This is a genomic window from Pantoea dispersa (assembly GCF_035783935.1).
Taxonomy (GTDB): domain Bacteria; phylum Pseudomonadota; class Gammaproteobacteria; order Enterobacterales; family Enterobacteriaceae; genus Pantoea; species Pantoea dispersa_C.
Genome location: NZ_JALKOV010000009.1, coordinates 1 through 20,067 on the forward strand (window position 1 = coordinate 1; position 20,067 = coordinate 20,067).

Below are 20,067 nucleotides of genomic sequence, written 5' to 3' on the forward strand. Positions count from 1 at the left end.
TACGCTTTCCTCCTTCAGAGTCAAACACTTTTTTCAGCGTTTTTCTCCGGCGGGGTGAATCGCTTCACGCCCTGCTGAGCCGCCTGCGTTGCCGCTTTGCCGTCTCAGTGGTGGCGCATTATAGGGAGTTAATTCTGGCTGACAAGGGTTTATTGCAAAAAAATGATCGTTCGGCCTAAATTTCACCACTACGCGTTATTTTGCGGCAATTTACCTGGTAACTGTGCGAAATCCTGGGCAAAACGCGTGACTTTCTCCCAGTCAGTGTATTCAACTTCCTTCGATGTATCCGTTTCGCCGCCGGTCATACGCATAATGAACTGAATCATGATGCGATCGAACCAGCGATAGCGCGGATAACGCAGCGCACCGGCAAACACCGCACAGCAATCCGGCTGCCACGGCGACTGCGCCAGGAACTTACGCGTATAGGCATTGGTTTCCGGCGTGCACTTATCGGCTTTGCGCGCCGTAAGATTGACGCTGAAAAAGCCACTGAAGCGCTGTTGCAGTTCCGCCTTATGCTGCGTGACGAATTGCATCAGCGCGGGCTGGAAGTGACCATAGCGGATGGAGGCGCCGATCAGCACGCGATCGTACTGCGCCCACGCCACCTGCGGTGCCTGCGCCAGATCCAGCACATCACACAGCTGCTGCGGTGCCAGCGTGCGGGCCATACGCGCCGCGATTTCACGGGTTTGCCCGTCGCGGCTGGAATAAAGAATCAACGCTTTCATCACTCAGTCCTGTTTTGTTATTCGCGCCAGAAGGTGGGCGTGAACAGCACCAGCAGCGTAAACACCTCAAGGCGTCCAAACAGCATGGTGGAGATTAAAATCCACTTGGCGACATCATTCATTGAGGTGAAGTTATCCGCCACCACGCCCAGCCCCGGGCCAAGGTTGTTCAGCGTCGCCGCCACCGCGGCAAAGGCCGAGAAATCATCCACGCCGGTGGCAATAATCGCCAGCATGCTGACCAGAAACACCAGCGCGTAGGCGGAGAAAAAGCCCCACACCGCTTCGAGGATACGTTCCGGCAGCGCACGGTTGCCCAGCTTGATGGTATAGACCGCATTGGGATGCACCAGGCGTTTCAGCTCGCGCGACCCCTGTTTGCACAGTAGCAGAATGCGGATCACCTTCAGGCCACCGCCGGTCGACCCCGCCATGCCGCCGATAAACGCCGAACACAGCAGCAGCACCGGCAGGAACAGCGGCCAGCGCGCGATACTGTCAGTGGTAAAGCCCGCGGTCGTCGCCATCGAGACCACCTGGAAAAACGCCTGATTGAGGGTTTGCCAGCCGCTGGAATAGACATTGTGGAACCACAGCACCAGCGTGCAGATCAGCACCAGCGTCAGCTGCACGCCAATGAACATGCGAAATTCCGGATCGCGCCAGTACACCTTCAGGTTACGTCCGCTGAGCAACGAGAAGTGCAGACCGTAGTTACAGCCGGAAATCAGCAGGAAAACCGCCACGATGGTATTAATGGTCGGGCTATTAAAGTAGCCGATACTGGCATCATGAGTAGAAAAGCCGCCGATGGCGATGGTCGAGAAGCTGTGGCCGATGGCATCGAACATTGGCATGCCCGCCAGCCACAGCGCCAGCGCGCAGGCCACCGTCAGCAGCACATAAATCAGCCACAGGGTTTTCGCGGTTTCGGCAATGCGCGGGCGCATTTTGTTATCTTTCAGCGGCCCCGGCATTTCGGCGCGATACAGCTGCATACCGCCGACGCCAAGAATCGGCAGAATAGCGACCGCCAGCACGATGATCCCCATACCGCCGAGCCACTGCAGCATCTGGCGATAGAACAGAATCGCTTTCGGCAGTGAGTCGAGCCCCACCAGCGTGGTGGCACCGGTAGTGGTTAAGCCGGAAAACGATTCAAAAAAGGCATCGGTTACCGACAGATGTGGCTGCTCGGCGAAGATAAACGGCATCGCCCCCACGCTGCCCAGCACGGTCCAGAACAGCACGACAATCAGAAAGCCCTCACGCGGCTTCAGCTCCGTTTTCTGTTTACGGTTAGGCCACCACAGCAGCGAACCGATGATGATCGCCATCATAAACGTCTGGCTGAACGCGCGCCCGGCACCGTCGCGATAAATCAGGGCCACTAAGCCTGGCAGGATCATGGTTACCGAGAACAGAATCACCAGCAGGCCCACGATGCGGGTAATGGCGCGAAAATGCATTCAGCCGTTTCCTTTAAACAGATGCGGTTAGTTGTCCAGCGGGCTCAGCGCCAAAGCGCCCCGGCTGTAATCAGAGAGGTTTTGCCTGAAGCCATCAATCTGCGGATGGGGCAACGCCAGACATAGCGTAATGCGATCCTGATAATGGCTCTGTTCAATGCTGCCGTCAAAACGCTGCAGCAGACGCTCAATGTCGCTCAGCTGCGCATAATCACACTGCAGGGTAAAACGCTGCATTGGCACTTTACGCTGGCGCGCCAGCAGCTTCAGCCCCTGCTGCACGCCGCCGCCGTAGGCTTTCACCAGTCCGCCGGTGCCCAGCATGATACCGCCATAATAGCGCACCACCACCGCCGTGATCTCGCCTACGCCGCTGCCCATCAGCTGTGCCAGCATCGGCTTACCGGCCGTGCCGGAAGGTTCGCCATCATCGGAAAAGCCCAGCTGCTGGGAATCATCTGGCGCGCCTGCCACCCATGCCCAGCAGTGATGCCGCGCGGTGGGGTGTTCATGCTTTACCTGCTGCACAAAGGCGCGCGCAGCGGCCACCCCATCGGTATGCGCCAGCAGGGTAATAAAGCGACTCTTTTTGATGGTCTCCTCGCTGAGGCTGATGGCCTCAGCGGGAATGTCGTAAGCGTCCATCAGGCCAGATGCAAGTCACGCGTCATGTTTTCGATGCGACTGGCGTGAATCACCACATTATCCTCGATACGAATGCCGCCATAGGGCTTCAGCGCATCAATCGCCTGCCAGTCAAAGTGCTGACTGAACTTACCGCTGCGCAGCGGTGCCAGCAGCGAATCAATAATATAGAAACCGGGTTCAATGGTCAGCACCATGCCCGGCTGCAGCACGCGCGTACAGCGCAGGTAAGGATACTGCGATGGCGCCGCCAGATGCGTACCGCTGTCGTCCTGCATGAAACCGGCGACGTCGTGCACCTGCAGGCCCAGCGGATGGCCGAGACCGTGCGGCATAAACGGCCCGGTAAGGTTTTCCGCCACCAGCGTCTCTTCACTCAGCCCCTGCACCAGTTCAAACTTCAGCAACATACGCGCGATGCGCTGATGCATTTGCAGATGGTAATCGGTATAGCGTACGCCAGGTTTCAGGGTGGCGATCAGCGCCAGCTCCTCTTTATTCATCGCCGCAACCATTTCCGCGTAGCGCGTTTTGCTCTGCGCCGCGTAGCTGCGCGTCAAATCGGCCGCATAGCCAAGATACTCTGCGCCGGCATCAATCAGGAAGCTGTGACGTTTCGCCGGCGGCTGGTGATCAAGCCGGGTGTAGTGCAGTACCGCAGCATGCTCATTCAGCGCGATGATGTTGCCATACGGTACATCAATGTCACGGTGGCCGGTGGCGGTCAGATAAGCGAGATTGATATCAAACTCGCTCATGCCGGAGAAGAACGCCTCTTTCGCTGCGCGGTGGCCTGCGACCGCCAGCTTCTGCGCTTCGCGCATACAGGCCAGTTCATAATCCGTTTTGATGCTGCGATGATAATGCAGGAAGTCGATGACACCCTGAGGATTGATTCCTTCACTGCTGATGCCCAGCTGGGTGGCGCGGGACGGCACCGGGCCGATATAAGCCACATTGTCGCGCTGTGCCGGCAACAGCTGAGCGATATCGTCAGCGTTTTTCAGGCCGATCACGTCAACATCCTGGGTCCAGAAGCTGTCCGGCAGTGGCTCGACGTTGTGCCAGTAATCGACCGGCGAGTAGAACCACAGTTTGGGTTTATTCACGCCATCGATCCATAGCCAACAGTTGGGCACCTGCGTCACCGGCACCCAGGCTTTAAACTGCGGATTCACCTTGAACGGATAGGTATGATCGTCAAGAAAAACGGTCAGCAACTCGCCTGAATGAATCAGCATGGCGTCGAGCTTAAAGCGCGCCAGCACCTGTTGCGCACGCTGCTGCAGCGTTGAAATATGCGCGTGATACAGGGTTTTCAGTGAATCCATGGACTTGTCTCCGATGTCGCGAAAGTGGCGGCAGTGTAGCACAGCCGCGCGGCTGATGCCGTGCTGCGCGCGCTGTGATCGCTGTATCAAATAAGCAAACTCTCGTTTGCAAAAAATTAACATGACACCCACACTCCTGATCATCTGGTATGACCAGATCACCTTTCGCGTTTCAGGAGACGGACATGCTCTACCAAGGCGATACCCTTTCAGTGCACTGGCTTGACGACGGCATCGCCGAGCTGGTTTTTGATGCGCCCGGTTCGGTGAATAAACTCGATACCAAAACCGTCGCCGCCTTAGGCGAGGCGCTGAGCGTACTGGAGCAGCAAAGCACGCTGCGCGGCCTGCTGCTCTCTTCCGCCAAACCGGCGTTTATAGTCGGGGCGGATATCACCGAATTTCTGTCGCTGTTTGATGCGCCCGCTGAACAGCTCAGCCAGTGGCTGACGTTTGCCAACAGCATCTTTAATCGTCTGGAAGATTTGCCGGTGCCAACCATCGCCGCCATTGACGGCTACGCGCTGGGCGGTGGCTGCGAGTGCGTGCTGGCGACCGACTTCCGCGTGGCCACGCCCACCGCGCGCATTGGCCTGCCGGAAACCAAACTCGGCATCATGCCGGGCTTCGGCGGCAGCGTGCGTCTGCCGCGCCTGCTCGGAGCCGACAGCGCGCTGGAGATCATCGCCGCCGGTAAAGATATTGATGGCCCGAGCGCGCTGAAGCTCGGTCTGGTGGATGCGGTAGTCAGCAGCGAGAAGCTGCGCAGCGCAGCGCTGACCATGCTGCAGGATGCCATAGCTCAGGGCAGCTGGCAGGCACGCCGTGCGCCGAAGCTGGCACCGCTTAAGCTCAGTCCGATTGAAGCCGCGATGAGTTTTACGATCGCCAAAAGCATGGTGCAGCAAACTGCCGGTAAACACTATCCGGCACCGATCGCCGCAGTGCGAACCATCGAAGCGGCAGCGGGCTTAGGCCGTGATGACGCGCTGAAGCTGGAAACCGCCGCCTTTGTGCCGCTGGCGCAGAGCGATGTGGCACGCGCGCTGGTTGGCATCTTCCTCAATGACCAGTACGTGAAAGGACTGGCGAAGAAACACAGCAGCGCGGCCGGCACGCCAGAGCAGGCGGCGGTACTGGGCGCGGGCATCATGGGCGGCGGGATCGCCTGGCAGTCGGCCTGGAAAGGCGTGCCGGTGAAGATGAAAGACATTAATCCGCAGGCGCTGACGCTGGGCATGAATGAAGCCAGCAAGCTGCTTAACAAGCAGCTGGAGCGCGGCAAAATTGACGGCACGAAGCTGGCCAGCGTGCTGGCGAGCATTCAGCCGACGCTGGATTACAGCGGCTTTGACCGCGCCGATGTGGTAGTGGAAGCGGTGGTCGAGAACCCGCAAATCAAGGCCAAAGTGCTGGCTGAAACCGAGCAGCAGCTGCGGGATGATGCCGTGCTGGCCTCAAATACCTCCACCATTCCGATCAGCCAGCTGGCGCAGGCGCTGCAGCGTCCACAAAATTTCTGCGGCATGCACTTCTTCAATCCGGTGCCGCGTATGCCGCTGGTCGAAGTGATTCGCGGTGCGCAGACCTCTGAAGCCACCATCAGCAAAGTGGTGGCGTGGGCCAGCAAGATGGGCAAAACGCCGATTGTGGTCAATGACTGCCCCGGTTTCTTTGTGAACCGCGTGCTGTTCCCCTACTTTGCCGCCTTCAGCCTGCTGCTGCGCGACGGCGCGGATTTCCGCCAGATCGATAAAGTGATGGAGAAGCAGTTTGGCTGGCCGATGGGGCCGGCGTGGCTGCTGGACGTGGTGGGCATTGATACCGCGCATCATGCACAACAGGTGATGGCGCAGGGCTTCCCGTCGCGGATGCAGAAAGATTACCGCGATGCCATTGATGTGCTGTTTGAAGCCAAACGCTACGGCCAGAAAAATGGCCAGGGCTTTTACCGCTGGGAGCAGGATAAAAAAGGTAAAGCGCAGAAGCGCGCCGATGTAGAGGTCGATGCGCTGCTGGAGCCGGTATGTGAACCGAAGCGGGTATTCAGCGATGAAGAGATCGCCAACCGCATGATGCTGCCGATGCTCAACGAAGTGGTGCGCTGCCTCGAAGAGAACATCATCGCTTCCCCCGCCGAGGCCGATATGGCGCTGGTGTACGGGCTGGGCTTCCCGCCGTTCCGCGGTGGCGCGTTCCGCTATATGGATACGCTGGGCATCAGCAATGTCGTCGATCAGGCCAAACGCTACCTCGCGCTCGGCCCGCTGTACGCGCTGCCTGAGCTGCTGGTCCAGAAAGCCCACCAGCATCAGAGCTGGTATCCCGTCGCTCAACCGATTGACGCAGCGGCGCTGCAAACTGCCTGAGGTAATGAACATGGAAAACGTAGTGATTGTTGATGCCGTGCGCACGCCGATGGGCCGTTCCAAAGGCGGCGCGTTTCGCCAGGTACGCGCCGAGGATCTCTCCGCCCATCTGATGCGCGAACTCCTCAGCCGCAATCCGGCTGTCGATGCCGCCGCGCTGGATGACATCATCTGGGGCTGCGTGCAGCAGACGCTGGAACAGGGCTTTAATATCGCGCGCAACGCCGCGCTGCTGGCCGAGATCCCGCATCGCGTGCCGGCCAGCACCGTTAACCGCCTGTGCGGCTCGTCCATGCAGGCGCTGCACGATGCGGCACGCGCGATCATGGTCGGCGATGCCCACAGCTGTCTGATTGGCGGCGTGGAACATATGGGCCACGTACCGATGAACCACGGCGTGGATTTTCATCCTGGCCTGGGGCGCACCGTGGCAAAAGCGGCCGGCATGATGGGGCTGACCGCCGAGATGCTGGCGCGCATGCACCACATCAGCCGTGAACAGCAGGATGCCTTCGCGCTGCGTTCACACCAGCGCGCTGCGGCCGCCACTCAGCGCGGTGATTTCAAACGCGAAATCGTGCCGACCTACGGCCACGATGCCGATGGTGTGCTGAAACGCTATGACAGCGACGAAGTGATTCGCGAAGACACCAGCCTTGAAGGCTTAGCCGCGCTGCGTCCGGCCTTCGATCCGGTCAACGGCACGGTCACCGCCGGCAGTTCGTCGGCGCTGTCCGACGGTGCGGCCGCCATGCTGATCATGAGCGAAAGCCGGGCGCGCGAACTGGGGCTGTCACCGCGCGCGCGCATCCGCAGCATGGCGGTGGTCGGCTGCGATCCGTCGATTATGGGTTACGGTCCGGTGCCGGCCAGCAAGCTGGCGCTGAAGCGCGCCGGGCTCAGCGTGCAGGATATCGACCTGTTCGAGCTCAACGAAGCCTTCGCCGCACAGACGCTGCCGTGCCTGAAAGACCTTGGGCTGCTCGAGCAACTGGATGAGAAAGTGAATCTTAACGGCGGCGCGATCGCCCTCGGACATCCGCTGGGCTGTTCCGGCGCACGCATCAGCACGACGTTGCTGAATCTGATGGAGCGTCGCGATGCACAGTTTGGTCTGGCAACCATGTGCATTGGCTTAGGCCAGGGCATCGCGACGGTGTTCGAACGGGTTTAATACGTTGACCACGACACTTGCACGTGTTCCCGCCCAACCGGGCGGGCTTTTTTTTGCAGCGGCGCATGCACGCGCACCGCGTCAGATAAAGGCAAACGCATCGCCAAACATCTGCGCTTCCAGCGCGCCACGTTCCGCACAGAAACGCTCACTGGCAATTTTTGCCATTTCAAACCGGCCGGCAATGTAGATATCGTGCCCGCTCAGGCTGGCATAATCCTGCATTACCGCGGTCAGCACCGTACCGCTGCGCCCCTGCCAGTCCTGCGCTGGCTGCTCCACCACCGGAATCACTTTCAGGTTCGGATGCTTCACCGCCAGCGCATTGAGCTCGTCCAGATCGTACAGATGTCTCAGCTCGCGGCCGCCCCAGTAAATAGCAATGTCGCGATCCGGCTGCTGCGCCAGCGCGGTCAGCAGAATCGAACGCGCATAGGAGAAGCCGGTGCCACCGGCAATCAGCACAATCGGGCGATCGCTGTCTTCACGCAGCCAGGCGTCGCCGTGCGGCATATCCACGGTGATCTGGCGATCGTTTTTGATGCGATCCATCACCGCCATGGCGTACAGGTTCAGATCCGAGGCACCAATATGCAGCTCAATGATGTCCTTTTCCATTGGCGTCGATGCCAGCGAGAACGGGCGCTTATCGCGCTCGTCCATCACCACCATCAGATACTGCCCGGCGCGAAAGCTAAAATCCGCCGCCGGAATTAACCGCACGCGGTAAACCGTGTCCGTAATTGCTTCAACCGAAGTCACTTTGCAGCTTAACGTCGTCATAGGTGCCCTTTTTTATGGTTCTCAGCCGCCGTCAGCGCTGCGGCGGCTCGGCAAAGATCGCTAACTCATCCCAGATTGCATCAATACGTGCCGTGACCGCAGGATCTTTTACAATCGGCGTACCCCATTCACGCTGGGTTTCGCCCGGCCACTTGTTGGTGGCGTCCAGTCCCATCTTCGAGCCAAGGCCGGAAACCGGCGAAGCGAAGTCGAGATAGTCAATCGGCGTGTTTTCGACCAGTACCGTGTCGCGTGCCGGATCCATTCGCGTGGTGATGGCCCAAATCACGTCGTTCCAGTCACGTGCGTTGACGTCGTCGTCACACACAATCACAAACTTGGTGTACATAAACTGGCGCAGGAACGACCACACACCGAACATCACGCGCTTGGCGTGGCCGGCGTACTGTTTTTTGATCGTCACCACCGCGAGGCGGTAAGAACAGCCTTCCGGCGGCAGATAGAAATCCACAATCTCCGGGAACTGCTTGATCAGAATCGGCACCAGCACTTCGTTCAGCGCCACACCCAGCACCGCAGGCTCATCCGGCGGACGGCCGGTGTAGGTGGAGTGATAAATCGGATTGCGCCGCTGGGTCACGTGCGTCACGGTAAATACCGGGAAGCTGTCTACTTCATTGTAGTAGCCGGTGTGATCGCCGTACGGCCCTTCCGGTGCCATGTCGCCCGGCTCGATGTAGCCTTCCAGCACGATTTCAGCGCTGGCCGGCACTTCCAGATCGTTCGAAACGCACTTCACCACCTCGGTTTTGTTGCCACGCAGCAGACCGGCAAACGCATATTCCGACAGCGTATCCGGCACCGGCGTCACCGCACCGAGAATGGTGGCCGGATCGGCGCCCAGCGCCACCGCCACCGGGAAACGTTCGCCCGGATGTGCTTTGCACCACTCCTGGAAATCCAGCGCGCCACCGCGATGCGACAGCCAGCGCATGATCACCCGGTTTTTACCGATCACCTGCTGACGATAAATACCGAGATTCTGCCGCTCTTTATGCGGCCCGCGCGACACGGTCAATCCCCAGGTGATCAGCGGCGCCGCATCGCCCGGCCAGCACTTCATCACCGGGATGCGCGACAGGTCGACCTCGTCACCACTGAAGATCTCCTCCTGACACGGCGCGTTACGCAGCCGTTTAGTCGGCATGTTCAGCACCTGTTTGAACTGCGGCATCTTATCGAACAGATCGCGGAAGCCCTTCGGCGGCTCCGGCTCTTTCAGAAACGCCAGCAGCTTGCCTACGTCGCGCAGCGCGCTGACCTCTTCCTGGCCCATGCCCATCGCCACGCGCTTCGGCGTACCGAACAGGTTGCACAGCACCGGCATATTGTAGCCCTTCGGGTTTTCGAACAGCAGTGCCGGGCCGCCGGCACGCAGCGTGCGGTCGGCAATTTCGGTCATTTCCAGGTCAGGATCGATCTCCTGAGTGATGCGCTTTAACTCGCCGCGCTGCTCCAGCAGCGCGAGAAAGTCTCGTAAATCCTGATATTTCATGCGGCGTTAGTCTTCCGGCCAGAGTGAAGCGTCATTATAAGTTTGTTCACGCCAGCGTGTTTGAGTTTCTGCGTCAGGCGGGCTGACAGGAAAACGGCACCAGCGACTGCAGGGCCAGCACATCGTGATAAGCGGCAATCGCCTCACCGTGGCGGAACACTTTAAAATCTTCGCCGCGCGCGCTGTAGTAGCGCAGGCGGTTTTCGCTGACGTGCAGGAAGCTGGCTTCACGCAGCGCAATCACCGACTCCTGCGGATTCACCGCGCAGAATTCGGCGAGGCGCTCATCACGGGTTTCGCCCATGTGGCCGCTGACGTGGGCATCCAGATAGTGTGGATTGATTTGCACCGGGAACAGGCCGAGCGCGGGCAGCACCACGCTGCTGCGCACCGGCATATCGTTAGTGGTGCGAATCGACGGCGTCGCCACGTTGCAGCCCGCGCTCCAGCCAACATACGGCACGTCGCGCTCGCGCACTGCGCGCTGAATCGCCACGATCAGTCCGTGCTCGTGCAGCATCTGGTTCAGCAGCCAGGTATTGCCGCCGCTCACCAGAATCAGCTCCGCCTGCTCAATGGCCGCCACCGGTGTGTCGAACTCGTGTACCGTGCGCACCGGAATGCCGAGCGACTGGGACAGCGCCTGCGCACGCTGGGCGTGATCGTCACGAATAATGGCATAGGGCACCAGCACCGCCGAGGTGATGCCGCGCTGGGCAATCATCGCGTGCAGCTGCGGATGTGCATAGCCCAGCAGCGGCGCATCGTCGGCCACTTTGCCATTACTCAGTAAAAACAGTTCCATCAGCCCGTCCTTTTTTCTTCGCGTAATGGGTTGGCAGTCTGATACAGATGATCGCCAGACGTCAATTTTCTTGCTGAAAAGCGTTAAATCGCCGCACCTATCGGAAAATTCGTAGAGATTTTTCTGGTGTGACCGGGATTCCGACCGCCGATGCGCTATAACTCTGACAACAGGTTTGTTATTCTTAGCGTCCATTCTTTGGGAGCAGTTATGGAATCCTGGTACTTACTCTATTGCAAACGTGGACAGCTGTTGCGCGCGAAGGAGCATCTTGAGCGGCAGGAGGTGAATTGCCTCAGCCCGATGATCGCTCTGGAGAAGATTGTGCGCGGCAAACGCACCACGGTGAGTGAGCCGCTGTTTCCCAACTATCTGTTCATCGAATTTGATCCGGAAGCGATTCACACCACCACCATCAGCAGCACGCGCGGCGTCAGCCACTTTGTGCGCTTTGGTGCCATGCCCGCTACGGTGCCGTATGAAGTGATTGAAGCGCTGCAAACCGATGCGCCGCAAATCCTGCTGGATCCGGAAACGCCGCAGGTCGGTGATGAAGTGCTGATCACCGACGGCACCTTTGAAGGGCTGCGCGCTATTTTTGCCGAGCCCGATGGTGAAACCCGCTCAATCCTGCTGCTTAACCTGCTGAACAAACAGGTGATGCGCAGCGTGGACAACAAGCAGTTCCGTAAGGTTTAAGCCAGCCTGAACAGCTGACGTGCGTTGTGGTCGACGCGGGCTGCCAGTGCATCCGGCTGTTCACCACGCCAGTGCGCCACCTGCTGCACGATGTGCGGCAGAAAACAGGGTTCGTTGCGGCGCGAGGTCGGACGCGGACGCATATCGCGCGGCAGCAGATAAGGCGCGTCAGTCTCCAGCAGCAGGCGATCTGCCGGAATCAGCGGCAGCATGTCACGCAGTTCCAACCCGCGCCGTTCATCGCACACCCAGCCGGTAATCCCCACCGACAAGCCCAGCGCCAGGCAGGCTTCCAGCTCGTCACGCGTGCCGGTAAAACAGTGCACCACCGCGCCCACCAGTTTTGGCAGCCACGGCTGCAGCACCGCCAGAAAACGTTCGTGCGCCTCACGACAGTGTAAAAACACCGGCAGCTGCAGTTCAGCCGCCAGCTGGAGCTGCGCATCAAACGCATACTCCTGCTGCTGGTGCGCGGAAAGATTACGGTTAAAGTCGAGACCGCATTCGCCAATCGCCACCACCTGCTCGCTCTCGGCCAGGCGGCGCAGCGTACTGGCGGTTTCTGCCGACCACTCGCTGGCATGATGCGGATGCACGCCGGCGGTCGACCAGCAGTAACCCGCATGCTGAGTGGCCAGCTGACGCGCCTGCTGGCTCTCCAGCGCATTGGTGCCGGTGATTAACAGGCCGGTGACGCCTGCTTCGCGCGCGCGTTTTACCACCTGATCGCGATCTTTTGCGAATTGCGTGCTGGTCAGGTTTACACCGATATCAAACATGTTTGCTCCCCATTCCGTCTTCAAGCGACGGATAGAAAAACCGCCCGAAAGCGGGCGGTTAAGATTCATCATCACCCCACTGGCGGGATGCCCTGCATAACAGACATCAGGCGTCGGGGTTCTGTTCCTCATCGTCTGCCGCCTGACGTCCTTTACCCACGTAGTAGCGGGAGAAGAATACGCCGACTTCAAACAGGCAGTACATCGGAATAGCGAGCAAAGTTTGCGAGAAAACGTCCGGCGGTGTGAGCAACATCCCAACCACAAACGCGCCGACCAGAATATAGGGACGTTTCTTTTTCAGATCGTCCGGGCTGGTGATGCCGGTCCAGCACAGCAGCACGATGGCAATCGGCACCTCAAACGCCACACCAAACGCCATGAACAGCGTCATGACAAAGTCGAGGTAGTTAGTGATGTCCGTGGCGATGGTGACGCCCTGCGGCGCGGTTTTGGCGAAGAAGCCAAACGCCAGCGGGAACACAATGAAGTAGGCGAAGGCCACGCCGACATAAAACAGCAGCGTACTGGAGAACAGCAGCGGCATCACCAGACGGCGCTCGTGGCGATACAGCGCGGGTGCGACAAACGCCCAGACCTGATAAAGAATCACCGGCACCGCAAGAAACACCGACACGATGATGGTCAGTTTGATCGGCGTAAAGAACGGTGAGGCCACGTCCGTGGCGATCATGCTGGCCCCGACGGGCATCTGGCTAATCAGCGGCGCTGCCACCGCGTGATAGATGTCGTTGGCGAAGTAAACCAGACACAGGAAGATAACAAACACTGCGATGATGCAGTTCAGCAGACGCTTGCGCAGCTCAATCAGGTGGCTGATGAGCGGTTGGGTATCTTCAACGGCCATGTTTATCGTTCATCTTTAACGGGAGGAGTGGTCGCAGGCGCGACGGAATCGCTGTGGTTAGCGGCTGACGCATTAGCTGGCGCGGGCTGCGATTGCGGCGCCTGCGCCGGTGCGCTGGCCTGATGCGCTGCGCTGGCCGGGGTCACGACGCTGTGCGGCTCAGCAGGCTGTGGCGCGGCGGCGGGCGGCTGATGAATGGTGTTGGCTTCATCTTCCGCTTTTTCGATATCGATGCTCTGCTGCACGGATCGCTTCATGGAGTCTGCGGTTTTACGCAGCTCTTCCATGGATTGCTTCAGCTCCGGCGACAGCGTGCCGCGTCCCGCTTCTTCGACCTTTTTCAGGCTGTCCTGCAGCTCCTGCAGTTTCAGCTCCTGGGCCAGTTCGTTCTGCACATTAGCAGCCAGCGAGCGAATGGCCCGGATCCAGCCAACGACGGTTTTCACCGCAACCGGTAAGCGCTGCGGGCCCAGTACAATCAGCCCGATCACGAACACCAATACCAGTTCACTAAAACCAATATCGAACACAGTTTTACCTTACTTGTCCCGGGCGTCGTCTTTGCTCGCCGAGGTGTGCTGTTTGTCTGCCAGTTTGGCGTTGAAGTCAGCGTCCTGCTCTTTCGGTTGATCCTTTTTCTCGTCTTCATCGCCCATGGCTTTTTTGAAGCCACGAATCGAAGAACCTAAATCCGAACCCAGGTTACGAAGCTTATTGGTACCGAACAGAAGTACAACAATGACGGCAATGATTAACAATTGCCAAATACTGATACCGCCCATGAGATATGCCTCTAATATTCTGTGAAAAACGGTTAACTGTAACGCACAGAAAGTCCGTTTTTACCCGGACTTAAGCCTGCGACATTACGCGAATTGCACCAGGCAGACAATCAGTTTGTCTTGCGCCAGCCGATGAGCCAGGTGACGATGCCGGCGGCCATTAACAGCGCCGGAAAGAAGTCCCAGTCAGGTCGGCTCAGCAGCACTGCGGTGCCACTTAATAACAGTGTAGCCCCGACGCCAAACAGATAGCGTGCCTGATGATGACGGGTGCGCTGCGCGTTCAAATCGGTGACGAGTTTATCGACACTGTGCTGCAATAATTTGTGCTGGCGCATACTGTCGTAAAAAAGCTCCGGCAGCTCCGGCAGTTTCTCCGCCCAGAACGGCGCCTTCTCTTTCACCGCCCGCAGGATGGCCGGAATGCCGATCTGATCCTTAATCCAGTCCTCAAGGAACGGCTTGGCAGTTTTCCACAGATCGAGCTGCGGATAGAGCTGACGGCCGATGCCCTCGATGTACAGCAGGGTTTTCTGCAGCAGCACCAGCTGCGGCTGCACTTCCATATTGAAACGGCGCGCGGTGTTGAACAGATTGAGCAGCACGTGACCGAAGGAGATTTCCGCCAGCGGCTTTTCGAAAATCGGCTCGCACACGGTGCGAATCGCGAACTCAAAATCTTCCACGTTGGTATCCGGCGGTACCCAGCCCGAGTCGACGTGCAGCTCGGCCACTTTGCGGTAGTCGCGGTTGAAGAAGGCGATGAAGTTTTCCGCCAGATAGCGCTTATCTTCTTTGTTCAGCGAGCCAACGATGCCGCAGTCAATACCGATGTACTGCGGATCTTCCGGATGCTCGTAGCTGACAAAGATGTTGCCGGGATGCATATCGGCGTGGAAGAAACTGTCGCGGAACACCTGAGTGAAGAACACCTGCACACCGCGCTCGGCCAGCAGCTTCATATTGACGCCGTGCTGCTCCAGCGTGGCAACGTCAGAAATAGGAATGCCGTAAATGCGCTCCATCACCAGCATGGTCTCGCTGCAGTAGTCGGAGAACACTTCCGGTACGTACAGCATACGGCTCTGGTCGAAATTGCGGCGCAGCTGAATCGCATTGGCGGCTTCACGCAGCAGATTGAGTTCATCAATCAGCGTTTTTTCGTAGTCGCGCACCACTTCCATCGGACGCAGACGGCGACCGTCCGGCAGCAGACGTGGCACCCAGCGCGCCAGGCGGTAAATCAGCTTCATGTCAGCTTTAATTACCGGCAGGATATCCGGGCGAATCACTTTGATCACCACTTCGCGGCCGTTGGATTTCAGCGTCGCGGTATGCACCTGAGCGATCGAAGCGGATGCCAGCGGTTTGATATCGAAGTCGTCGAACCAGGTTTCCACCGGGCCGCCAATCGAACGCTCAATCTGCGCTTTGGCTTTCACGCCGTCGAACGGTGCTACACGGTCCTGCAGAATCGCCAGCTCATCGGCAATTTTCGGCGGGAACAGGTCGCGGCGCGTCGACAGCATCTGACCGAACTTGATCCAAACCGGACCGAGCTGCTCCATCGCCAGACGCAGACGAATCCCCATTTCAGCTTCTTTGTGCCGGTTGGGGATCCAGAAAACACAGCGCCGCCACAGCCGCAGCGGCAGCGTAATGCGCATGTGAGGAATCAGTTCATCCAGCCCGTAGGTCAGAAAAACTTTGATAATGAAGTATAAGCGCCGAATTTCTCCCAGCGTCATTTCGCCTCCAGCTGTGCCAAACGCGTTTCAAACGCATTAAGCGCACGTTCCATCGCTTCTACTTCCTCGCAAAACCACGCCTGTTCCAGCGCGCCCGGCGCCACGCGCCACTCTTCGGTCAGTACCTGCCCCAGATAATCCTGACGGCGCGACAGCTGCTGCTTGACCTGAGTCAGCGCACGCTGGGCGGCCTGACTGATGCCCTGCGCCGCAATGTCGCCCACCCACGGCGCGAGATATTCAGCCGGATCGAGTTCAGCCAGATCCATCAGCGCGGAGAACTGCTGCACCACCTGCAGATCGCCTTCCACGTCCAGCTCACCGCTGCGAATCAGGCTGGTCAACTGCTGACGATCGCGCAGCTTAGGCAGGGTGCTGAAACGCAGGCTGACGCTGCAGTCGCTGCTGTCCTGCCAGTCACTCAGCACATCCAGCTGGTTTTCACTGAACACCAGCACCAGCGGAAAATTCAGCTCCTGCAGGCGCAGCATTAACACTTTGCCGGCCAGGCGCTGGCGCGCGGTTTTCAGGCTGCGATCGCGATACAGTACACGGTTCAGGGCGGTCTCAAGACCGCCGGTGATGAGAGGAGTAAAAGTCATGATTAATCAGAACTTAAAGCCACGATGTAGCGCCACAATACCGCCGGTCATGTTGTAGTAGCTGGTATTTTCAAAGCCGGCGTCGTTCATCATCGCCTTCAGGGTTTCCTGATCCGGATGCATACGAATCGACTCCGCCAGATAGCGATAACTTTCGGCGTCTTTTGCCACCAGCTGGCCGATACGCGGCAGAATGTGGAAAGAGTAAGTGTCGTAGGCTTTGCTCAGCGGATCGAATACCGGTTTAGAGAACTCCAGCACCAGCAGACGGCCGCCCGGCTTCAGCACGCGGAACATCGACGCCAGCGCTTTCTCTTTTTCGGTCACGTTACGCAGGCCGAAGGAGATAGTGATGCAGTCGAAGTAGTTATCCGGGAACGGCAGCGCTTCTGCGTTGGCCTGCACGTAGCTGACGTTGCCGGTGACGCCGAGATTGCGCAGCTTTTCGCGTCCCATCTTCAGCATCGAGCTGTTGATGTCCGCCAGTACCACCTGACCGGTTTCACCGACCAGGCGCGAGAATTTTGCCGTCAGATCGCCGGTACCGCCGGCCAGATCCAGCACGCGCTGACCGCGGCGCACGCCGCTGCTGTCGATGGTAAAACGCTTCCAGACGCGATGGATGCCGAACGACATCAGATCGTTCATCAGGTCATATTTCGCCGCGACGGAGTGAAACACGTCCGCGACTTTATCGGCCTTTTCACTTTTGGCGACGGTCTGAAAGCCAAAATGGGTAGTTTCCTGCTGTGATTCATCTGCCATCGGTTTTACCTGTTCCACAAACAATACTTCCCGAAGTGTATCAGAGTCGGGCGATCCGAGCACGCCACCGGCGTGTTATTCGTTGATGCGGCGCAGGGAAGCGGCGGAAGAATCTGCCGCATTTTCAGCGGGCTCGCTGTCATCGGCCCATGCATCATCCGCCGTGTCGGGCTGCGCCTGCTCCGCCAGCTGCGGGTTAATCGGCCGTTTGATCTCCACGCCGAGCGCACGAAACGACTCGCTCTGCGCAATCAGGTTGCCGCGCCCCTGCGCCAGCTTTTTCATCGCCAGCTGATAGCTCTGCTGCGCTTTATCGAGACTGTGGCCAATGCCGCTCATGTCATCGACAAACAGCCGCATCTTGTCGTACAGCCGTGCGGCGCGGTCGGCGATGCGCTGCGCGTTGCGGCTCTGATGCTCATAGCGCCACAGGTTGTTGATGGTGCGCAGCGCCACCAGCAGCGTGGTCGGGCTGACCAGCATAATGTTTTGCTGCAGCGCTTCGCTGATCAGCTCCGGCTGGCGATCGATCGCCAGCAGAAACGCCGGTTCGACCGGAATAAACATCAGCACATAATCCAGCGAGCGTAAACCGGGCAATTGTTGATAATCTTTACGCCCCAGCAGCCGGATATGGCCGCGCACCGCGTTGATGTGCTCCTGAATTGCCTGTTCGCGCGTCAGCTCGTCGTCGGCGTTGAAGTAGCGCTCATAGGCAATCAGCGTCATTTTGGCGTCAATCACCACATCTTTGCCCTGCGGCAGACGCACAATTACATCCGGTTGCATTCGGCCCTGCTGCTCCAGCTGCACGCTGACCTGGGTCTGGTACTCGTAGCCTTCGCGCAGGCCCGAGGCTTCCAGCACCCGACTCAGCACCACCTCGCCCCAGTTGCCCTGAATTTTATTGTCGCCCTTGAGCGCTTTGGTGAGGTTAATCGCTTCCTGCGCCATCTGTGCGTTGAGCTGCTGCAGCTGACGAATTTCGTGTGCCAGCGTATGACGTTCACGCGCTTCCTGGCCGAAGCTGTCGTTGACCTGGCGACGAAAACCGTCCAGCTGCTCGCGCAGCGGGCCGATCAGGCTGTTGAGGCTCTGCCGGTTCTGTTCGTCGACGCGTTTTCCGCTGTTTTCAAAGATTCGGTTGGCGAGGTTTTCAAACTGGGCGCTCAGGCGCTGTTCGCTGTTGGTCAGCAGACGCTGCTTCTCCTCAGCGGCGAAACGCGTCTCTTCTAACCGAATGGTGACTTCTCGCAGTTCGGCTTCCTGCGCACTGTTAACTTCCAGCTGATTACGCAGCTCGCGGCTGAGCTGTTCGCTCTCGGCGCGCCAGTAATCCAGCTGCTGCAGACGCTCCTGCGCGCCGCTTAGCGTACCGTGCAGCTGGCGCAGCTCCTGCTCGCGCTGCTGCAGTTGCTGTTGCAGCTGTTCCAGCTGCTGCTGCTGTCGCTGCTGCGCCTGTTCCAGCAGGCGGCGTTCGGTGGTGAAGCTGGCGTGCTGATGGCCGGCGCGCAGCTGGGCAATAATCCAGCCAATGCCCAAACCGGCCAGCGCCAGCGCGCCGCTGATGATAAGTTGCTGATCCATAATCCCCCCGCGGATCGTCTCGCTGAGGAGAAGGTAGAGCGCCACTGTATGAATGTCCAGAACATTCATGGCAACCCGCGGATTTTATCGCGGGCGCGAGGGGCACCGTCCGGGCAACTACAGGGCGCGTACGGTCAGGTCGCCGGCTTTCCAGGCGTCGATCAGGAAAAACGGCATCGGCAGCACCCATTCGGTGGCGCTTTTCACCTTCGCCGGATAGCACCAGCTGTTGCCGCCGTAAGTCAGCTCCACCTGCTGCTGGCCATTTTCCGCATTAGCCACTTTGCCGGCCATGCTGGCGAAACCGGCGTTGCTGCCGACGTGGAAGCTGTCGGTCTGCCAGCGAATCGGCGCATGCGCCGGCCACGGCTGCGCGTGGTGGAAGTGAAAGATATCGTCGTGATTGAGGATACTGTCGCGCACCGTCGGCCACAGCGCCACTTTGAGGAAGTACTGGTCGGTAAAGCGCTCGCTGCCGTCATACTGCGCGATAAAGTCGCGCATCTGCTGCTCCACGTTGTGAAACACGCCGTGACAGCCGCCCCACATCCCGGCCAGCAACAGCTCAGTGTGCGAGTAGTAATCGCGCATATGATGAAACCAGAACGGTGAAGCCAGCCAGGCGTCGACGGCCGCCACTTCGCGCTCTGACAGCAGCGAGTCGGCATCCCGCACGATGTAGCGTTTTACGCTGGCATCGTCCATCACCAGAAAACGCCACAGCGTAGGGAAAATGGTTTTCTCCTGCGACATGTCCACCAGTTGGGTGTTTGGCTGGGTCAGGCGCTGCCACACGTGCTGCGGCACGCTATCGTCAAGATAGATGCGGCACATCCAGTCCGGATAGAGCTCGCGCGCCACCTCAACATTTTTAATCAGGGTTTCACAGTAACGCGGCTGGCCGCCGTATAGACTGAAGGAGATGATGTTTTCCGCCGGATTGCTGCGGTTAATCGGTGCAGGCGCGGGGGCAGGAAACGTCGCCTTCGCGCCCTGACTGAAACGCACGTCGGATTGGGTAAGCGATTCCAGACCGTAGCGCGCCACTTCGTCTGGTTTATCCAGCCAGCCACACACTTCGGTTAAGCCATCCAGCCAGGTTTCTGACGCCTGCGCGCGCTGCGCCGCCGGTGCCTGATAGATTTTCTGATAAACCTTGTAGGATTTTTTATATTCGCCGACGCGCATCAGCGTCAGTGCGTAGTCGCTCAGCACCTGCATCTGATTGGGCATCACGCGCAGTACTTCTTCGCAGCACTGGCGCGCCAGAGGATAATCTGACGCGGCCATTGCCTGACGAAACCGCGCGGCGGCACTCTCAACGCGGGCCTGCATTGCCGCAGGAGAGTGGCCAAAACCTGGACGTGGGACAGAGATCGTTTTGCGCATAGGAAATTTCTCAGAATCG

Annotated in this window: 19 protein-coding genes; 3 read left to right on the forward strand and 16 right to left on the reverse strand. The window is 58.9% G+C overall.

Going from position 1 to position 20,067, the window contains the following annotated elements; genetic code table 11:
- Nucleotides 1–188 precede the first annotated feature (188 nt).
- The 4 genes from hemG to pepQ are packed head-to-tail and all read right to left on the reverse strand — an operon-like array spanning nucleotide 189 to nucleotide 4,182.
- On the reverse strand, nucleotides 189–737 hold the full coding sequence (gene hemG, locus MXF20_RS16905) for a menaquinone-dependent protoporphyrinogen IX dehydrogenase (RefSeq protein WP_325970403.1): 549 nt from the start codon (nucleotides 735–737) through the stop codon (nucleotides 189–191).
- Nucleotides 738–754: 17 nt separating this feature from the next.
- On the reverse strand, nucleotides 755–2,206 hold the full coding sequence (gene trkH, locus MXF20_RS16910; protein ID WP_325970404.1) for a Trk system potassium transporter TrkH: 1,452 nt from the start codon (nucleotides 2,204–2,206) through the stop codon (nucleotides 755–757).
- 27 nt (nucleotides 2,207–2,233) lie between these two features.
- Nucleotides 2,234–2,851 (reverse strand): IMPACT family protein, encoded by a 618-nt coding sequence (locus tag MXF20_RS16915; RefSeq protein ID WP_325970405.1) that lies wholly within the window; start codon nucleotides 2,849–2,851, stop codon nucleotides 2,234–2,236.
- A complete protein-coding gene (gene pepQ, locus MXF20_RS16920; RefSeq protein WP_325970406.1) occupies nucleotides 2,851–4,182 on the reverse strand; it encodes a Xaa-Pro dipeptidase in 1,332 nt (443 codons plus the stop codon). Before pepQ ends, MXF20_RS16915 begins: the two co-directional genes overlap by 1 nt.
- Nucleotides 4,183–4,367: 185 nt before the next feature.
- On the opposite strand from pepQ, the gene fadB reads away from it, so the two are divergent.
- Together fadB and fadA are read left to right on the forward strand one after the other, a co-directional pair.
- Nucleotides 4,368–6,551, forward strand: coding sequence for a fatty acid oxidation complex subunit alpha FadB (fadB, locus tag MXF20_RS16925; RefSeq protein WP_325970407.1), 2,184 nt, complete (start codon nucleotides 4,368–4,370; stop codon nucleotides 6,549–6,551).
- 10 nt (nucleotides 6,552–6,561) lie between these two features.
- Complete coding sequence (fadA, locus tag MXF20_RS16930) at nucleotides 6,562–7,725, forward strand: acetyl-CoA C-acyltransferase FadA (RefSeq protein ID WP_031279606.1); 1,164 nt, start codon at nucleotides 6,562–6,564, stop codon at nucleotides 7,723–7,725.
- An 81-nt stretch (nucleotides 7,726–7,806) separates the two neighbouring features.
- Here fadA and fre read toward each other — a convergent pair whose 3' ends face one another.
- The 3 genes from fre to pepE all read right to left on the reverse strand — a co-directional run bounded on the left by fre (nucleotide 7,807) and on the right by pepE (nucleotide 10,829).
- Nucleotides 7,807–8,508 carry an NAD(P)H-flavin reductase gene (fre, locus tag MXF20_RS16935; RefSeq protein ID WP_325970408.1) on the reverse strand — a complete coding sequence of 234 codons (702 nt, stop codon included), beginning with the start codon at nucleotides 8,506–8,508 and terminating at the stop codon, nucleotides 7,807–7,809.
- A 31-nt stretch (nucleotides 8,509–8,539) separates the two neighbouring features.
- Entirely contained in the window at nucleotides 8,540–10,024 is a 1,485-nt protein-coding gene (ubiD, locus tag MXF20_RS16940; protein ID WP_325970409.1) for a 4-hydroxy-3-polyprenylbenzoate decarboxylase, read from the reverse strand.
- Nucleotides 10,025–10,097: 73 nt separating this feature from the next.
- The gene (gene pepE / locus MXF20_RS16945; protein ID WP_325970410.1) at nucleotides 10,098–10,829 is read right to left on the reverse strand and encodes a dipeptidase PepE; all 732 of its coding nucleotides are present in this window, start codon (nucleotides 10,827–10,829) and stop codon (nucleotides 10,098–10,100) included.
- Between the two features lie 210 nt (nucleotides 10,830–11,039).
- Between pepE and rfaH the strand changes: the two genes are divergently transcribed.
- Nucleotides 11,040–11,528 carry a transcription/translation regulatory transformer protein RfaH gene (rfaH, locus tag MXF20_RS16950; RefSeq protein WP_031279607.1) on the forward strand — a complete coding sequence of 163 codons (489 nt, stop codon included), beginning with the start codon at nucleotides 11,040–11,042 and terminating at the stop codon, nucleotides 11,526–11,528.
- Here rfaH and tatD read toward each other — a convergent pair.
- From tatD to MXF20_RS16995, 9 genes are all read right to left on the reverse strand, one after another.
- Nucleotides 11,525–12,307 (reverse strand): 3'-5' ssDNA/RNA exonuclease TatD, encoded by a 783-nt coding sequence (gene tatD, locus MXF20_RS16955; protein ID WP_241798938.1) that lies wholly within the window; start codon nucleotides 12,305–12,307, stop codon nucleotides 11,525–11,527. The two genes, rfaH and tatD, sit on opposite strands and share 4 nt — an antisense overlap.
- Before the next feature lie 106 nt (nucleotides 12,308–12,413).
- Nucleotides 12,414–13,175 carry a Sec-independent protein translocase subunit TatC gene (gene tatC, locus MXF20_RS16960; RefSeq protein ID WP_325970411.1) on the reverse strand — a complete coding sequence of 254 codons (762 nt, stop codon included), beginning with the start codon at nucleotides 13,173–13,175 and terminating at the stop codon, nucleotides 12,414–12,416.
- A gap of 2 nt (nucleotides 13,176–13,177) precedes the next feature.
- Nucleotides 13,178–13,705, reverse strand: a complete 528-nt coding sequence (gene tatB, locus MXF20_RS16965; RefSeq protein ID WP_325970412.1) for a Sec-independent protein translocase protein TatB — start codon at nucleotides 13,703–13,705, stop codon at nucleotides 13,178–13,180.
- Between the two features lie 9 nt (nucleotides 13,706–13,714).
- Nucleotides 13,715–13,957: a twin-arginine translocase TatA/TatE family subunit gene (tatA, locus tag MXF20_RS16970; RefSeq protein WP_325970413.1), complete on the reverse strand. Its 243-nt coding sequence runs from the start codon at nucleotides 13,955–13,957 to the stop codon at nucleotides 13,715–13,717.
- 110 nt (nucleotides 13,958–14,067) lie between these two features.
- Nucleotides 14,068–15,705, reverse strand: coding sequence for a ubiquinone biosynthesis regulatory protein kinase UbiB (ubiB, locus tag MXF20_RS16975; protein ID WP_021506947.1), 1,638 nt, complete (start codon nucleotides 15,703–15,705; stop codon nucleotides 14,068–14,070).
- A complete protein-coding gene (gene ubiJ / locus MXF20_RS16980; protein WP_325970414.1) occupies nucleotides 15,702–16,307 on the reverse strand; it encodes a ubiquinone biosynthesis protein UbiJ in 606 nt (201 codons plus the stop codon). Before ubiJ ends, ubiB begins: the two co-directional genes overlap by 4 nt.
- 6 nt (nucleotides 16,308–16,313) lie before the next feature.
- Nucleotides 16,314–17,072 carry a bifunctional demethylmenaquinone methyltransferase/2-methoxy-6-polyprenyl-1,4-benzoquinol methylase UbiE gene (gene ubiE, locus MXF20_RS16985; protein WP_021506949.1) on the reverse strand — a complete coding sequence of 253 codons (759 nt, stop codon included), beginning with the start codon at nucleotides 17,070–17,072 and terminating at the stop codon, nucleotides 16,314–16,316.
- 75 nt (nucleotides 17,073–17,147) lie between these two features.
- Complete coding sequence (gene rmuC, locus MXF20_RS16990; protein WP_150361807.1) at nucleotides 17,148–18,659, reverse strand: DNA recombination protein RmuC; 1,512 nt, start codon at nucleotides 18,657–18,659, stop codon at nucleotides 17,148–17,150.
- 117 nt (nucleotides 18,660–18,776) lie between these two features.
- Complete coding sequence (locus MXF20_RS16995) at nucleotides 18,777–20,048, reverse strand: tetratricopeptide repeat protein (protein ID WP_325970415.1); 1,272 nt, start codon at nucleotides 20,046–20,048, stop codon at nucleotides 18,777–18,779.
- Between the last annotated feature and the right edge of the window lie 19 nt (nucleotides 20,049–20,067).

Excerpts from the sequence above, each read along its gene's own strand:
- hemG (WP_325970403.1), bottom strand. The coding sequence starts at position 737 with ATGAAAGCGTTGATTCTTTATTCCAGCCGCGACGGGCAAACCCGTGAA.
- ubiJ (WP_325970414.1), bottom strand. The coding sequence starts at position 16,307 with ATGACTTTTACTCCTCTCATCACCGGCGGTCTTGAGACCGCCCTGAAC.
- MXF20_RS16915 (WP_325970405.1), bottom strand. The coding sequence starts at position 2,851 with ATGGACGCTTACGACATTCCCGCTGAGGCCATCAGCCTCAGCGAGGAG.
- tatD (WP_241798938.1), bottom strand. The coding sequence starts at position 12,307 with ATGTTTGATATCGGTGTAAACCTGACCAGCACGCAATTCGCAAAAGAT.
- fre (WP_325970408.1), bottom strand. The coding sequence starts at position 8,508 with ATGACGACGTTAAGCTGCAAAGTGACTTCGGTTGAAGCAATTACGGAC.
- MXF20_RS16995 (WP_325970415.1), bottom strand. The coding sequence starts at position 20,048 with ATGCGCAAAACGATCTCTGTCCCACGTCCAGGTTTTGGCCACTCTCCT.
- rmuC (WP_150361807.1), bottom strand. The coding sequence starts at position 18,659 with ATGGATCAGCAACTTATCATCAGCGGCGCGCTGGCGCTGGCCGGTTTG.
- tatC (WP_325970411.1), bottom strand. The coding sequence starts at position 13,175 with ATGGCCGTTGAAGATACCCAACCGCTCATCAGCCACCTGATTGAGCTG.
- ubiD (WP_325970409.1), bottom strand. The coding sequence starts at position 10,024 with ATGAAATATCAGGATTTACGAGACTTTCTCGCGCTGCTGGAGCAGCGC.
- fadA (WP_031279606.1), top strand. The coding sequence starts at position 6,562 with ATGGAAAACGTAGTGATTGTTGATGCCGTGCGCACGCCGATGGGCCGT.
- fadB (WP_325970407.1), top strand. The coding sequence starts at position 4,368 with ATGCTCTACCAAGGCGATACCCTTTCAGTGCACTGGCTTGACGACGGC.
- pepQ (WP_325970406.1), bottom strand. The coding sequence starts at position 4,182 with ATGGATTCACTGAAAACCCTGTATCACGCGCATATTTCAACGCTGCAG.
- trkH (WP_325970404.1), bottom strand. The coding sequence starts at position 2,206 with ATGCATTTTCGCGCCATTACCCGCATCGTGGGCCTGCTGGTGATTCTG.
- rfaH (WP_031279607.1), top strand. The coding sequence starts at position 11,040 with ATGGAATCCTGGTACTTACTCTATTGCAAACGTGGACAGCTGTTGCGC.
- pepE (WP_325970410.1), bottom strand. The coding sequence starts at position 10,829 with ATGGAACTGTTTTTACTGAGTAATGGCAAAGTGGCCGACGATGCGCCG.
- ubiE (WP_021506949.1), bottom strand. The coding sequence starts at position 17,072 with ATGGCAGATGAATCACAGCAGGAAACTACCCATTTTGGCTTTCAGACC.
- tatA (WP_325970413.1), bottom strand. The coding sequence starts at position 13,957 with ATGGGCGGTATCAGTATTTGGCAATTGTTAATCATTGCCGTCATTGTT.
- ubiB (WP_021506947.1), bottom strand. The coding sequence starts at position 15,705 with ATGACGCTGGGAGAAATTCGGCGCTTATACTTCATTATCAAAGTTTTT.